Genomic DNA, 14,942 nt, shown 5'->3' with positions numbered 1-14,942 from the left:
TCCCTTTCTACCAGCGCCGTTCGAAGCGGCGCCTGAGCACGATCGCTGTGATGTTCATGGCCATCAGGAAGACCAGAAGGATGATGATTGCACCGGACATGCGTTCCACGAACGCGCGTTCGGCTTCGTTGGCCCACATGTAGATCTGCACCGGAAGTGCCGTCGCTGGATCGAACGGGGTTGCGGGATAATTGGCGACGAAGGCCACCATGCCGATCAGCAGCAGCGGCGCCGTTTCACCGAGCGCGCGTGCCAGGCCGATGATCGTGCCGGTCAGGATGCCGGGCGCTGCCAGCGGCAGGATATGCTGGAACACCATCTGCATCTTCGAGGCGCCGAGGCCGAGCGCGGCCGACCGGATCGAAGGCGGGACGGCTGCGAGCGCGGCACGTGTCGCGATGATGATGGTCGGCAACGTCATCAGCGTCAGCACCAGGCCACCGACGAAAGCAGCGGAGCGCGGCATGCCGAGGAAATTGACGAAGACGGCGAGGCCGAGCAGACCGAACACGATCGAGGGCACCGCGGCCAGGTTGTTGATGTTCACTTCGATCAGGTCGGTGAAGCGGCCCTTCTTGGCGAATTCCTCAAGATAGATCGAGGCGGCAACACCGATCGGAAGCGCCAGCAGCAGCACGATCACCATCATGTAGAACGAACCGATGATGGCGACACCGAGGCCCGATGTTTCCGGACGGCTGGACGCGCCGAAGGTGAACAGGCCGGTGTTGAAATGCTCGGCCATGGCGCCTTCGGCCTTCAGCTTGTTCATCCACTCGACCTGCTGGTCGGACACCTTGCGGCGATCCTCCGGCACCGAGAGGTCGATCTGGCCCTTGAAGGCGGAATCGAGGTTGGCACCAGCAAGAATATCGACGGTGCGCGTGGTACCGATGACCTTGGGATCCGAGACCACCACATCGCGCAACTGCACGCGAGAGCCATCGGACAGGAAGCCCTTCAGCTTCGTCATCATCGGCTTGTTCTTCGCGTCGATGCCGAGTTTCTCGGCAAGTGCCTTCTGCGCCAGCACCGGATAGTTGGCGGTCAGCAGGACTTCAGGGTCCGTTGCCCGCTTGTTGTCCGGATCGATCACCTTCTCGTCGAAGGTGATCGGCAGCGACACCGTCGTCTGCCAGAAGGATGTGTAGCCCTTGCCCAGGATCGACACGAGCATGACGACGAGGAAAGCCAGGCCGACAAGGATCGCAAGCACGCCATAGAGGCGGAAGCGGCGTTCGGCGGCATAGCGGCGCTTGAGGCCGATGTCGCGGCGCGCAGGAGCCGTGGCTGTCGCGACCGTATCCAGAGTGACGTCGGTCATTCGTACTGCTCCCGGTATTTGCGCACGATGTAGAGGGCGACGATATTCATCACCAGCGTCAGCACGAACAGCGTGATGCCGAGCGCGAAGGCGACCAGTGTCTGCGGCGAATTGAATTCCAGATCGCCGGTCAGCTGGTTGACGATCTTGACGGTGATGGTGGTCATTGCCTCGAACGGATTGAGCGTCAGATTGGCGGCAACACCCGCTGCCAGCACCACGATCATGGTCTCGCCGATTGCGCGCGAGGCTGTAAGCAGGATGGCACCGACAATGCCGGGCAGCGCGGCAGGCAGGATCACGCGCTTGATGGTCTCAGAACGCGTCGCGCCGAGGCCAAGCGAACCGTCGCGCATGGCGCGCGGCACCGCAGTGATAATGTCGTCCGACAATGAAGACACCACGGGGATCAGCATCACGCCCATCACCAGGCCGGCGGTCAGGATCGACTGCGCCTGGATGAAGGAGGTACCGCCGGCAAGGGCTGCGCTGAGGTCGCGCAGGAAAGGTCCGAGCGTGACGAGTGCGAAGATGCCGTAGACGATGGTCGGGATGCCGGCAAGCAGCTCAAGTGCGGGCTTTACCGCAGCGCGCACTTTCGGTGCCGCGTATTCGGCCATGTAGACCGCCGACATCAGACCGATCGGCACCGCAACCAGCAATGCGACAAAAGCGATGTAGAGCGTACCTGCGAGCAGCGGGATCAGGCCGAACTGGCCTTCGGAGGCGCCGGCGCCGGCAGCGGCGAAACGTGGATCCCAGACAGTACCAAAGAAAAAGTCCAGCGGCGGCACACGATTGAAGAAATTCAGGGTCTGGAACAGCATCGACAACACGATGCCGATGGTCGTCAGAATGGCGATGGTCGAGGCGCCGAGCAGGCCCCAAAGCATCAACTTTTCGACGTTGTTGCGGGCACGAGCGCGCAGTTGCACCTGCGAGATTCCGTAGAACGAGCCGGCCAGAGCCAAACCGATCGTGACAACCGCGCCGATGAGGCCGAGCAAGTCGGTCGTCCGGTTGGCCTCGGCCGCGATCGGGATCATATAGTCCTGCGTATCGGTGGCGAGCGCCACACCCTTGGCACCGAGAAGCGGCTGCAATTCGGCGAAGGTCGCCGGCAAAGCAGCCACCTGTTGGGCATCAAGCTTGCGCAGGCCGTTGGCCAGGCTCTTGGTCAGGCTCACCGCAAGTGGCTCACTGGCCACACCGGTTTCAGCCGGCATCTGCCCATGCAGGCGGCTGTTGAGATAGACGGAGGAGCCTATGCTCCATACAGCGAGGAAAAGAACCGCCGGCAGAACACCCAGCAGCAACGCCCACCAGCCATGGTAGTGAGCCCTGGAATGCGGCTTGATCTTGCCGTCATCCTGCGCTGTCGCGCGCTGTCTTGCGATAACGAAGGCGACTATGCCGATGACAATGACGATTGCCAGCACGAGCATGGATGACATGGAGCGGCCTCTGAAAGGTCACATGGGCCACCGGTCTGCGACCGGCAGCGGCGACCGGGGCGCAGGTCGAACCTGCACCCCGGACACCTGGGAGGATTACAGCGACTTGCCGGCGTCGAAAGCTTCGCGCTGAGCCTTGCGCTCGGCTTCCGGAGCGGCAACCAGGCCGTACTCGGCGAGCGGGCCTTCCGGACCAACCATCTGGTCGGCGAGGAAGAAGTCGACATATTCCTTGAGGCCCGGAACGACACCGAGATGCGCCTTCTTCACATAGAAGAACAGCGGACGCGACACCGGATACTCGCCCTTTGCGATGGTTTCGGTCGACGGCGTGATACCGGAAACCGTAGCAACCTTCAGCTTGTCGGCGTTGTTTTCGTAGAAAGCGAGGCCGAACACGCCAACGCCGGTCTTGTTGCTGTCGATGCGGGCGAGCGTCTCGGTGTAGTCGCCGTCGATGTCGACAGCCTTGCCGTCCTTGCGCACGGCCTTGCAGGCCGCTTCCGCAGCCTTGTCATCGAGGCCGCCGGCCTTGCCCGCTTCCACGCCGCCGAGCTTCTTGCAGCCGGCAACGAGAAGCTTCTCTTCGAAGACTTCACGGGTGCCATGCTTTTCGCCCGGGATGTAAGCAGCGATGTCCCACTCGGGGAGCTTCGGATTGACCTGGCTCCACTTGGTGTTCGGATTCGCAACCAGCTTGCCGTCGACCACGACCTTGGCGGCGAGCGCCTTGTAGACGTCCTCCGCGGTCAGCGCCCAATCCGGACCCTTGACGTCGGTGGCGAAGACGATGCCGTCATAGCCAATCTTGACTTCCTGGATGTCCTTGACGCCAGCGTCCTGGCAGGACTTCAGTTCGTCCTTCTTGATCGGGCGCGAGGAGTTGGCGATGTCGATGGTGTTTTCGCCGACGCCCTTGCAGAATTCCTTGATGCCGGCGCCCGAACCGCCGGATTCGACGACTGGGGTCTTGAACTTCGAGAAGGTTTCACCGAACTGCTCGGCAACGATCTTGGCATAAGGAAGCACGGTCGACGAACCGGCAACCTGAATCTGGTCGCGCGCGGCGGCGTAGCCAGCCGATGCAGCGAGCGCGAAGGCCGCAGCCGACGCGGTTAGAAGAGCTTTTTTCATTGGGCCTGCTCCTGTTAGGGAAGGTGGTCTCTAGACGCCTTTCCTGCGGCGCCGGGTGAGGCCATAGCGCTCGTTTATTACAGTCGCATGACAGTTTCGTGTCACCCCGGTAACGCGCTCGGCGCAGGCTGGCAAAGCGCCACTGAGTCCATTTTAGTGAAAGCTTGGATTCCTGGTGCAAATCAGAGGCTTGCATGGACTCACCATGCATGCGAGCCGGCAAACGACTTTTCCGTCAAATTTCTGAAAACTGTCCGGGATCGTGACGCCGGCTTTCTATCCGACGTTGCGATGGGCTCCGGTTTGACCGCCAAGCCAGCGATCGAGCTTTTCAAGCAGGGCCTTCGGACTGATCGGTTTGGGCAGGTAGTCATCCATGCCCGCTTCCAGACAACGCTCGCGATCGCCCTTCAGCGCATGCGCCGTCACGCCGACGATCGGTATATGCGTTCCGTCTCCCGCTTCGCGCTTGCGAATCTCGCCGGTCGCCTCAAGGCCGTTCATCTCCGGCATGGAAACGTCCATCAGGATCATGCGCGGTTTCAACTGGCCCGATGCCTCAAGCGCCAGCCGGCCATTGCCGACGATCTCAAAACTATAGCCGGTGTCGGCGAGAATCTGGGTGAAGACCAGTTGGTTCACCTCATTGTCCTCGGCAACGAGAATATCGAGCCCGCTGTCGCTGCTGGCAACCCGCGATGCAGCCGGAACAGCCTGAACCGAGGTTTCGATCCTGGTCGTGCGCAAGCTCGCCGCCACGCCTTCGACACCGTCGCTCGTCGTCAGCGTGCGCGTGTGCAACCCGCCCCTGTGTTTCTGGATCGTCGAAACCAAGGCCTCAAGCAATATCGATGAACGAGCAGGCTTGATGAGATGTGCCGCGATGCCGAGATCGCGGTAGCTGGCGTTGGACAGCGTCTGATCCACCGAAGTCAGCATGATGATAGGCGTGCCGGAAAGGCTCTCGGTGTTGCGGATGACGCGCGCGACTTCCGCACCGGTCATTTCGGGCATCTGGTAGTCGAGCACCACGCAATCGACAGGTACGCCGTAAGCCGCCGCAGCAGCCAGAACCTGCAACCCCTCTGGCCCGCTCGCGGCAGCGCAGGAGTCGAACGACCACGATGCCATCTGTTCGCTCAGGATCGAGCGGTTCACCGCATTGTCGTCGACAACGAGCACGCGTGCGCCAGTCACATCAATCGGCAATATGCGCTGCGTCTCGGTCTGCTCGGCGCTCGCTAGAGTTACCGTGAACCAGAAGGTTGAACCCTTGCCTTCCACGCTCCGGACACCGATTTCTCCATCCATCAGTTCGACGAGCCTCGAAGTGATGGCCAACCCAAGGCCGGTTCCCTCATGGCGCCGCGTCGACGATGTGTCCACCTGGCTGAACTTTTCGAAGACCTGTGCGAGTTTGTCCTGCGGAATACCGATGCCGGTATCGGTCACGGACAAGGTCAATCTGGCGCCGGATGCGGTCCTGTCACCTGTGACGTCGATCAGGACATGGCCATGGTCGGTGAACTTCACTGCATTGCCGAGCAGATTGGTGACGATCTGACGGATGCGCCCGACATCGCCGACGAACAGCCCGTCAAGGCCGGGCTGAACGCGCACGATCAATTCGAGATCTTTTTCCTTGGCGCGAGTGGAGACCAGTGTCGCCACATCTTCGATGGCTTCCGCCAGGTTGAACGGCGCCGGGTCAAGCACCAACTGTCCGGCGTCGATTTTCGAAAAATCGAGAATGTCGTTGATGATGGTAAGCAGCGCGTTGCCTGACTTCACGATGATATCGGTGAAGGTCTTCTGCTTGGCGTCAAGATCGGACTTGGCTAGCAACTCCGCCATACCGAGCACGCCATTCATCGGGGTCCGAATCTCGTGGCTCATGTTCGCGAGGAATTCCGACTTGGCACGATCGGCCAACACGGCACGCTGGCGAGCATCCTGCAGTTCAGCCTCGCGCTCCTTCAGGTCGGTAATGTCGGTGGTCGATCCGATCAGATAAAGCGACCCATCCGATGCAATCATCGCGCTCTTGCGCGCAAACTGATGGCGCGTCGAGCCATCGGCCGCAGTGATTTCTTCCTCGACCTCGTAGGTCTTGCCTGTGCGCAGGACTGCCAGATCGCCTTCGACAAAAACCTGGCCCTCTTCGCCGAAGATCTCGACATCGGTACGGCCGATCGCATCCGCGCGAGCGATGCCCGTCAGCTCGCACCAGCCCTCGTTGACGTAGAACAGCCTGAGGTCCGAGCGCTTGGCGTAGATCGACACCGGCACGTTGTCGATCAACGAGCGGAACACCTCGTTCTCGCTCATCGATTCCTGCAACGCCCGTTCGCGGTCCTTCAATTCGGAAATGTCGACGCGCACGCCTATGAAGGTGCCGTCCTCGGCACGCATGTCGAAAGCCTGGTACCAGTGTCCGTCCGGGTTCTGGCGTTCAAAACTTGAGTAGCGTTGCCGGCAGCGAACCAGCATCGCCTCCAGCCATGACTGAGGATCGACCTCGTAAAGTTCGTCGATGGCTGGGTCGCCGCTGAGACGGAAGCAGCCATTGGCATGTCCGAGTTCCAACGAATCCCGGAATGTCTTGCCCGCTTGCCAGGCCGGCTGCAGAATCGGGATTGAATCCAGAAGCTTCCTGTTGGCAAACACAAAATGATCGTCGCGATCATAGATCAGAACGCCGGCGGGAAGAGACTCCAGAACATTTTCAAGATAGCGGCGTGCCTCTTCGGCTTCAGCTTCCCGCTTCTTCACTTCCGAGACGTCGACATAGGAGATCAGGCGTTTTCCGCCGGATAGCCTCGTCACAGAATAGATCATGGTGTGGCCGTCGGCACGGCGAAACTCACGCGGAGCGACATCGCCGATTTTGATTTCCGCGACACGGGAAGCGACATAGTCCTCCCAATGCTCGTCAGCGATGTCATAGACCCCGTTGTATCGATTGACATCCATCAGCGCCCGGAACGGGCACCCTACGGAGACTTGCTCCGGCGTTACCTTCCAGATGTCATAGAACGCGCGATTGATGATCTCGGCATTCATCGACGCGTCGAGAATGATGACGCCCATGGTCATCGAATCGATGGTTCGCTGCAAATCGGACTGGAGCTCACGGCCACGTTCGCCAGCGGCAGCGGCTTCGGATCGGCTCGCCTCGAATTCGGTTACATCGGTGCAAATCGAGATGGTGCCGCCTTCAGCTCCATGCATTTCGCGATGCATGATGATGCGACCGTCGGCAAAGCGCAGGATTGACGACGATGCCTGCGCATTGCGGCGCTTGTCCAGCACCGTGTCACGCCATTCATCGTGCCCCTGGTCTTCAGTGTCCCAGAAATCGCGCTCCAGGCCGGCATTGATGATGTCGCGAAAGGTGATGCCTTTGTGGATGACGTCGGCGATGCCGTTATACATCGTCGGCAGTGCGTCATTGAAGAGCACAAGCCGGTCTTCGACATCGTAATAACAGACCGCATCGCTCATCGCGTTGAGCGCTGCCATCATGTGGTCGACATGGGTCTCGCGCAGTTGGTCATGCTGGTTCGACAGGCTTTGCGTGCCTTCCAGCGCCTCGACCATCGCGGTGACGTTGCGCGCGATCCCGCGATAACCGGTGAAATGGCCATCGGCATCGAACTTTGGAAATCCCGAGGTCGAGACCCAGCGGAAGCCCTGATTGTGGTCCTTGGGCTGATAGAGGAAATCCTGGAACGGACGGCGCGCCTGTAGATTCTCCAGGTGGGCAGTTGCATTCTCGCTGCCTTTTTGTACCTGGTCGAGGAAGTCGAAGCGAAAATGTCCGATGACGGTGCCGGGCTCGTTGCCTGTCGCGGCCTTGTAGCTTTCGGAAAGCCACGAGAACCGCAGGTCCGCATCCGTCTCCCACAACCAACCGGATTCGGCTTCGATCACCTCCAGCAGGACTTCGCGGGAAATCGCCTCATCGGTGTGCGCCAAGCTGACCATGTCATGTCCGTTTGCCGCCGGAGGCAAGCCTGTTCCGATCGTAGCGCCTGCCATAGCCATCCCCTCACCCCAATAGCCTTGCCGCCTTCCCCAAGCCGGCGGCCAAATCTGCCCGAGAAGGTTTAATGGGCAATTAACCTTAACAAATCGGAACCGACGCGCGGACCAGGCGGTTCTGTCCGACAGACGGTTGCGATGGATGCGCCTTACGAGTAATGGATGTCCTCGAAATGATGCGGATGCGGCCTTACGTTTTTGGAATGATCCTATGCCTGCCTATGCTGGCAGGTGGCTGTGCGCGCACCGACGACGGAACGGTCGTCATTCCCCCATCCATGGATATGCGCCGCGCCTGGCTGCGCGATGACCCCTCCGTGCAGACGCCACCCGTCGAAAGCGGCACTGAAGTCTTCCCTGTCGGTCCAACCGCAGAACCCATTGCGCCACAGAGACCGGTTGCTCATCGGAAGAAACAGCGTCGGCTGGCGCGCACGGCAGGTGTCTCCCGGCCCAACACCCAATCCGCGCCACAAACAGCGTCCCCAATTGCCTGTGGCGAAGCCAAGCAGGCGGACGGACGCGTGCACGTAACCTGCAACTAGGCTGACCGACATCGGCAAGGGCCTGCTCTCTCCATAAAGGGCAGCCATGGCGTTGAGAGCGACTTGACCCGCGACGCCGCGTTTTGCATTGCACGAGGCAGCCGGATGCTTGTCGATTGCCAAGCGCCACGCGCAGCCGTGGTGATCACGCCGAAAGCAGGCTAAGACACCGCATGGTTCGATCCCGTTCCCGCTTCTGGAAGACTGTGACCACCATGATCGCATCCACGATCCTGGCTTCGAATGCGGCTTCGGCCGGTTGCCTGAGAGGGGTCAACCTCGCCGGCGCCGAATTCGGAGACGTTACCGGCGTCTACGGCAAGGACTACATCTATCCCAGTGACGCCACGATCAGCTATTTCGCCCAGAAGGGCTTCAACGCCGTAAGACTGCCGTTTCGGTGGGAACATCTGCAGCCGGAACTGAACAAGGACTTTGACACTGAAGAACACACGCGTCTCACCAATGCAGTCGGCAGGCTCAAGCGTGCCGGTCTTGTCGTAATCCTCGACGTCCACAATTACGCCCGTTACCGCGGCGAGCTCGTCGGCTCGGGATCGGTACCGAACAGCGCTTTTGCGGATTTTTGGAAACGGCTTGCCAGCGAATACCGCAACGACCCGGCGGTCCAATTCGGCCTGATGAACGAACCATATGACATTGCAACCACACAATGGCTCTCGGCTGCCAATGCCGCCATAGCCGCGATACGCCAGGCGGGTGCCAGCAACCTGATCCTCGTGCCAGGTACCAACTGGACCGGCGCGCACAGCTGGCTGGGCGATGACCCGGAGCAAGCGAACAGCAAGGTCATGCTGGGTGTGGAAGACGCAGCAGACAACTATGCCTATGAAGTCCACCAGTATCTCGACAGCGACTTTTCCGGCACGCACAAAACGTGCTCGTCCGCGGCGGAAGCACTGACAGCGCTCAAGGACGTCACCGGCTGGCTGCAGAAGAACAGCAAGCGTGGTTTCCTTGGAGAGTTCGGCGGCGGCCCGGACAAGACCTGTATCGACGGCATCACCGCCATGGTCGATTTTATCGACAGGAACCCTGAAAGCTGGACCGGATGGACTTACTGGGCCGGTGGCGACTGGTGGCCAGAAAACGAAGACCTGAACATCCAGCCGACCAAAGCGGGCGATCGACCACAACTGAAGGCACTGGAGGCAGCAGGAGCCATTCCGGCCGCGAAGGGGTCCTGCCCGGCGCTTGAAAGGAAAGGGTAGGTTGGCGGCCCGAACCTTCATTCCCATCCGGCAGGTAAAGTTCTATTGAACAGCAGCATCCCTTGGGTAGCGACAAAAGGTGTGCTTTAAACTTTCGAAAGCCAACACTAATTACACCTGATGATTCTACTTTCCCGCCTTACGTCGATCTTCCTCCTGGCCTTGATCGTCTTTGCCACCCTCTCGCCGATCGGGCTTAGGCCGCATTTCGGCGATGCCAATGTGGAGCGGGCACTGGCCTATTTGTTGCTGGGTAGCGCTTTGGCGCTGAGCTTTCCCCGTCATACGACGCGCGCGGCCTTCTTCGTCGTGGGTATCGCCGCCGTGTTGGAGTCACTCCAGTTGATCGATCCCGGCCGTCACGGGCGCATCGAAGACATGATCGTCAAAGCCGCCGCCGGGCTCTTCGGCATCGCTGTGATCACGTTGGTCGGCCGTCTGCTGCGCCGTCCCTCGTGAAGGGTCCATAACGCTGAAATTGTCTTTCAGGCTGGTATTCACGGCAATCTAACACCCCGAAGAGCACAGGCCCGCATCAAGACGAGCGGGCAAGGCAGCCGCGGGTCCAGTCATGATCCAATTGTTCTTCGCTGCTGTTGCCAGCTGCTCCGCCGCATCTCTAGCCACCCAAGCATTGCAAGCCGTGCCTGGCTTGGCTATAGCCATTGCCGGTGGGGTGATTGTCCATGCGTTTGCAGAGCGTCTGCTGGCAGCAGCATTGTTCGAAGATGTTGCCGCTATCGATCACATGCAATCGCATCTTTTCTCGGGCATCGGGTGGGTCTCGCGGTTGTCGCTCAGTCTGATCGTGCTGTTGACCTACACCTCGCAGGCCTCGAAATGAATGCACCTTCTGCTCCCGTTTCAACGAGCTCATCAAGCCCGGCCGAAAAGCAGCTTGCGGCGGCATGGCCGGTCACGTTCTGCGGCACTGTCGGGCTCTATGCCGAAGCGGCCACCACCTCCAAGCAGCACGACAGCGCGGTGCTTTTTCTGAGCCCCTGGGGTTTCGAGGAGATGTGCACGCGCAAGCTCTGGCGCGATCTCGCCGAGCGACTGGCGCTGTCCGGCATCGCCAGCTTGCGTTTCGACTATCCGGGTACCGGCGACGCGCTCGACCGGACGGATTTCGCTGATGGCCTCGCGGTCTGGGAAGGGGCGGTTCTCGCTGCCGTCGAAGAATTGCACCGCCTCTCTGGCGCCACCCGCCTGATCCTCATCGGTCACGGCCTTGGCGCGATGCTGGCCGCCACTGTCGCTCCGAAGCTCGAAAACGTCGATGCCGTCGTTCTGATGGCGCCGGTGGTCAGCGGCCGGTTCTATCTGCGTGAGTTGGCCGCGTGGTCGCAGATGGTGGACGACGGCCTGGGTTTGCGAAAGGACCAACGCATTGCCGGCCACGTCGCCGTGGCGGGACTTGTCATGCCCGACGAGATCGCGGCCGAGATCAAGAAACTTAACCTCGAAGCGTTGCCCGCTCTGCCTGCCGGCCGCGTATTGATGCTCGAACGGCCGGCACGGGACAAGGACGTCGCGCTTTCGGCGCATCTGTCAACGCTAGGTGCCGAAGTCACCCGCCTGCCCTATCTTGGCTACGATGATCTGGTTTCCAATCCGACGCTCGCCAGGCAGCCAACTGCGGTCATCAATCAGGTCGTGGGCTGGGTTTCCGCATCGGTCGCACGGTCGAAGGCAAAAAAGGCGCAAGTATCGGACGCGCAGGCGATAGCCCGTCTGGAAGGTCCCGATTTCATCGAGACTCCGCTGCGGTTCGGTACCGCCGATCGCCTTTACGGTATCCTTTGCGAACCTCTTGGTCCAAGGCGAGGCGCCACCGTCATCTATCTCGGAAGCGGCTACGACCGCCAGGCCGGCTGGGCCCGCTCGACCGTTGAAACGGCCCGCTTTCTGGCAGCCAAGGGCGTGGCTTCCCTGCGTTTCGACGCCGCCAATGTCGGCGACAGTCCGCCGGCGATCGGAGCCCCCCGACAGATGCTGTACACCGACTACCAGATCGACGACGTCGTCGCCGCTTTCGACCTCCTCGATGGCCTGGCGCTTGGCGTGGCGGTGCTCGCCGGGCGCTGCAGCGGCGCCTATCTCGCCTTCCGCAGCGCTGTTGCCGATGATCGCTGCAAGGCCGCCGTCGCGATCAACCCGTTCACGTTCATCTGGGACAAGGATGAAGGGGTGGATGACGCCGTGCGCAACAACGTCCGCTCGCTCGAAGACTATGGCCGGCGCATGGTCAGCATCGACACGGTGCGACGTCTCTTCGCCGGTCGGGTCGATGTCCGCCATGCGTTGATCAGTATCGGCAAGCAGCTCGCCCTGCGTATCGGCGGCATGATGCCAGCGCTGCTGGCACCGCTGTCGAAAAATGCTCGCTTGAGGGAAGCCACCCACGCCGCGTTCAAGCGCCTTGCCCAGCGACATATGCCATTGACCTTGATCTACAGCGCAGCCGACATCGGCCTCGACCGCTTTCGCCTCTATCTCGGCAGGAATGGCGAAGGGCTGAAACGCTATGACAATGTTTCGCTCGAGATCATTGCCGATGCCGACCACAACATCTCGCCACCAGCTGCCAAGGCGGTGGTGTACGAGCATATCCTGGCAGCCGCATTGAAAGCAGACGAATCCCGTTCATAGCCAGTCCGGCAAAAGTATGCTCCGGCATTGACAGGAAGAAGCGTGGATTCACGAAAACGACCACGGCGGTGGTCGCTGCGCATGCTGTCAGAACTGTACGACAGCCCTCGCATTCAGGGCGCGGACTTCGCCATTCGGCTTTTCCACGTTCTCAAGCGGAAAGAACCGCACCAGCTTCTCTTCTCCCGGCGCCAGATGGAACCAGTTGTCCGAAGGTATGAAGCCGGGGACGTCGATATGGACTGATTGGGCCAGACGAGCAGCGGTCAGCGCCAGCTGCCAATGTCCACCCTCTTTGGAAAGCTCCGCTGTGATGGTGGTTTCCGCCAGGGCCTCCGCCCGACCGAGCGGAAAATGAAACGCCTCCGCAACGAGGCTTTGATCGCCGACGTCCTTCAATCGGGCAACCGTCACATTATGCGCGGGTGGGCCGAAACGAAAAGCATAGGCCGTGTCAAAAAAAGCGCCGAACAGGCGCGTCGCGGGCACAGTGATACCCTGGCGGGCAGGCACCAAGATTGCCTGCGAGCCGCGCACCACAGGCTGCACCCCGTCGCGCAGACAGGCCACTTCGACGGTGAACTCGCAGTCCATGCCACCATCGTTGACGACATGCACGTCGACGCCGTTGGTCCCTTCGTCCGTCAGCATGATCTGCGTCGGCCGGAAGGTGCGCTTCAACGCGTACCAGGCCGGCTTTGGCATCCCCCTGGCATCGACCACGCCCCAACCGGCGCCGGGCAGCAGGTCCTGGTAGGTCCAGACCAGCGCGCCGTTGCAGCCGGAATCGGGCCGCCGCCATTCGGCGAAGGTCGCCTCCATCACCTCGCCTGTCACTGCACGCGACAGGTCGAGATAACGAGCCGGATCTTCGCGGCGCAGCCGCGCCGGATCAACGCCATAGAGCAGCGCGAGGTAGTGTTCGCGAATATCTTCAAAATCCCACGATGCGCCGCGGTCGCGCGGCACCCGTGCTTTCCAGCGCGGATCGTGGAGCGCCGGAACAGGCAACGCAATGTCGAGCAGGGCTTGCTCCGGCACATTTGCGAACGCCAGGCTTTCGGCGGCAAAGCGGACGTTGGCGCGCCGCGCATCGTCGAGCGGACGGCAGTAGGCACCGACGCCGTAATAGTGGGTGACACCTTCATTGGGGGAAAACGGCATCACTCCGCCACTTGGGCTATTTGAGACGTAAGGCACGTCCGACCTGATCGCGGCGGCAACCGCCGGCAGCAGTTCATCCGTCAGAGGACCCGACCACGATGTCAGCGGCAGACCGAGCATGGCCGCCTGTTGCGCCATTTCGCTGCCTCCGCACAGCACCGCCAGCGACGGCGAAGCCGAAATGCCATGTAGGAACTGTTCGGCTTCCATGCGTACCGATGTCGCGAAATCCGGATCGCCGATCGGGTAGTCGAAGTTGGCGAACATGAAGTCCTGCCAGACCATGATGCCAAGTTCATCACACAGCGCGAAGAACTCCGGCGTCTCGTAGACCATGGTTCCGCCAACCCGGATCATGTTCATGTCCGCGTCGGCCGCAAGTGCGAGAAGCGGCGCGTAGCGATCCCGTTCGCCGGGCAGGTCGACAATGTCGGCGCTGGTCCAGACCGCTCCGCGGCAGAAAACGCGCACGCCATTGACGAGAAGGGCGAAGTCCCGCTGATCCGATCCTCGATCGACGGCAATGCGTCGGAAACCGGTACGGCCAATGGTTCGACGCTCGCCTCCGGACAGGATTTCGACATCGTGCAGAACCGGCTCGCCATGCGTGTGCGGCCACCAGGCGGCAACGTTGGGAACTGAAAGGTGACCTTCGAAATGGCCATCCTTGTTCGAAAGCTCGACTTCACTGCCCGCGCAACAAAGCAAGACGGAGCCTGTCAATCCGGGCGCCCTGAAACGCACAGCGAGCTGGCCAGTCCCGTCCTCATCCAATATCGCGGCGACACGGACATCTTGCGGCGCGCCCGTTTCCTGCCGGACCAACCGGATGGCGCGATAGGGCCCTGCGGCCTGGATCTCCGGGCACCAGCCAGGCATGTAGCCAAGCACGGTGGTTCGCACCAAGCGCAAGCCGGGTGGTGTAATCATCTGCGGCCGCCAGCGCGCACGCGGGCCTCGCTTTTCCAGATGTGGCGCAAGCGCCCGAAAACAGATCGCCAGCCTGTCGTTTCCGGTCAAGGTGACGGCCAGTTTGTGCCCGACAAACATCGAGCTTGAAGTCTGGACCAGATCGCCGTTCCAGTAGATTTCCGCGATGGTGGCCAGCCCGTCGAAATGCAGCGTAGCCGACCCAGGCGCCTCGCCCGGCAGATCGAGAAAATACCAGGCATCGGCCGTGTTCAACGATCGTGGCAGCGTGCGATCAAACTGGCCGGCTCGTTCCAGCGCACCCGCGACGGTGCCAGGTACGGGCGCTGCTATCGTCTCGAGAGATCCTGCGCCCGGGGGCGGCCCTTCCCAAGCGCCCGCAGCGGTGATCACCATTCGCCAGCCCTGTTCCAGACGGCGCCCCTGGCCACCATACGCTGGAATATCCGCGCCCACAGCGCGC

General features: G+C 61.2%; 9 protein-coding genes. 4 read left to right on the top strand and 5 right to left on the bottom strand.

What is annotated here, in order from left to right; all coding sequences use genetic code 11:
* Nucleotides 1–7: 7 nt before the first annotated feature.
* The 4 genes from pstA to AC3WTO_RS14695 all read right to left on the bottom strand — a co-directional run bounded on the left by pstA (nt 8) and on the right by AC3WTO_RS14695 (nt 7,899).
* On the bottom strand, nt 8–1,324 hold the full coding sequence (gene pstA, locus AC3WTO_RS14710) for a phosphate ABC transporter permease PstA (RefSeq protein WP_492461440.1): 1,317 nt from the start codon (nt 1,322–1,324) through the stop codon (nt 8–10).
* Nucleotides 1,321–2,778 (bottom strand): phosphate ABC transporter permease subunit PstC, encoded by a 1,458-nt coding sequence (pstC, locus tag AC3WTO_RS14705; protein WP_492461439.1) that lies wholly within the window; start codon nt 2,776–2,778, stop codon nt 1,321–1,323. Before pstC ends, pstA begins: the two co-directional genes overlap by 4 nt.
* Nucleotides 2,779–2,874: 96 nt before the next feature.
* Nucleotides 2,875–3,912 (bottom strand): substrate-binding domain-containing protein, encoded by a 1,038-nt coding sequence (locus AC3WTO_RS14700; protein ID WP_492461438.1) that lies wholly within the window; start codon nt 3,910–3,912, stop codon nt 2,875–2,877.
* Between the two features lie 276 nt (nt 3,913–4,188).
* Nucleotides 4,189–7,899, bottom strand: coding sequence for a response regulator (locus AC3WTO_RS14695; RefSeq protein WP_492461437.1), 3,711 nt, complete (start codon nt 7,897–7,899; stop codon nt 4,189–4,191).
* 817 nt (nt 7,900–8,716) lie between these two features.
* Here AC3WTO_RS14695 and AC3WTO_RS14690 point away from each other — a divergent pair.
* The 4 genes from AC3WTO_RS14690 to AC3WTO_RS14675 all read left to right on the top strand — a co-directional run bounded on the left by AC3WTO_RS14690 (nt 8,717) and on the right by AC3WTO_RS14675 (nt 12,385).
* On the top strand, nt 8,717–9,733 hold the full coding sequence (locus AC3WTO_RS14690) for a glycoside hydrolase family 5 protein (RefSeq protein ID WP_492461436.1): 1,017 nt from the start codon (nt 8,717–8,719) through the stop codon (nt 9,731–9,733).
* A gap of 120 nt (nt 9,734–9,853) precedes the next feature.
* Nucleotides 9,854–10,192, top strand: a complete 339-nt coding sequence (locus tag AC3WTO_RS14685; protein ID WP_492461435.1) for a VanZ family protein — start codon at nt 9,854–9,856, stop codon at nt 10,190–10,192.
* 112 nt (nt 10,193–10,304) lie between these two features.
* Nucleotides 10,305–10,577 carry a hypothetical protein gene (locus AC3WTO_RS14680; protein WP_492461434.1) on the top strand — a complete coding sequence of 91 codons (273 nt, stop codon included), beginning with the start codon at nt 10,305–10,307 and terminating at the stop codon, nt 10,575–10,577.
* The gene (locus tag AC3WTO_RS14675) at nt 10,574–12,385 is read left to right on the top strand and encodes an alpha/beta fold hydrolase (RefSeq protein WP_492461433.1); all 1,812 of its coding nucleotides are present in this window, start codon (nt 10,574–10,576) and stop codon (nt 12,383–12,385) included. Before AC3WTO_RS14680 ends, AC3WTO_RS14675 begins: the two co-directional genes overlap by 4 nt.
* An 87-nt stretch (nt 12,386–12,472) precedes the next feature.
* Here the strand turns inward: AC3WTO_RS14675 and AC3WTO_RS14670 are convergent, their stop codons facing one another.
* A complete protein-coding gene (locus AC3WTO_RS14670) occupies nt 12,473–14,935 on the bottom strand; it encodes a glycoside hydrolase family 2 protein (protein WP_492461432.1) in 2,463 nt (820 codons plus the stop codon).
* Between the last annotated feature and the right edge of the window lie 7 nt (nt 14,936–14,942).

The sequence above is a fragment of the Mesorhizobium sp. EU05-FHT14A09 genome, from assembly GCF_058790995.1.
This window is presented reverse-complemented; position numbering and strand designations above follow the sequence as displayed.

Excerpts from the sequence above, each read along its gene's own strand:
- pstA (WP_492461440.1), bottom strand. The coding sequence starts at position 1,324 with ATGACCGACGTCACTCTGGATACGGTCGCGACAGCCACGGCTCCTGCG.
- pstC (WP_492461439.1), bottom strand. The coding sequence starts at position 2,778 with ATGTCATCCATGCTCGTGCTGGCAATCGTCATTGTCATCGGCATAGTC.
- AC3WTO_RS14700 (WP_492461438.1), bottom strand. The coding sequence starts at position 3,912 with ATGAAAAAAGCTCTTCTAACCGCGTCGGCTGCGGCCTTCGCGCTCGCT.
- AC3WTO_RS14695 (WP_492461437.1), bottom strand. The coding sequence starts at position 7,899 with ATGGTCAGCTTGGCGCACACCGATGAGGCGATTTCCCGCGAAGTCCTG.
- AC3WTO_RS14690 (WP_492461436.1), top strand. The coding sequence starts at position 8,717 with ATGATCGCATCCACGATCCTGGCTTCGAATGCGGCTTCGGCCGGTTGC.
- AC3WTO_RS14685 (WP_492461435.1), top strand. The coding sequence starts at position 9,854 with ATGATTCTACTTTCCCGCCTTACGTCGATCTTCCTCCTGGCCTTGATC.
- AC3WTO_RS14680 (WP_492461434.1), top strand. The coding sequence starts at position 10,305 with ATGATCCAATTGTTCTTCGCTGCTGTTGCCAGCTGCTCCGCCGCATCT.
- AC3WTO_RS14675 (WP_492461433.1), top strand. The coding sequence starts at position 10,574 with ATGAATGCACCTTCTGCTCCCGTTTCAACGAGCTCATCAAGCCCGGCC.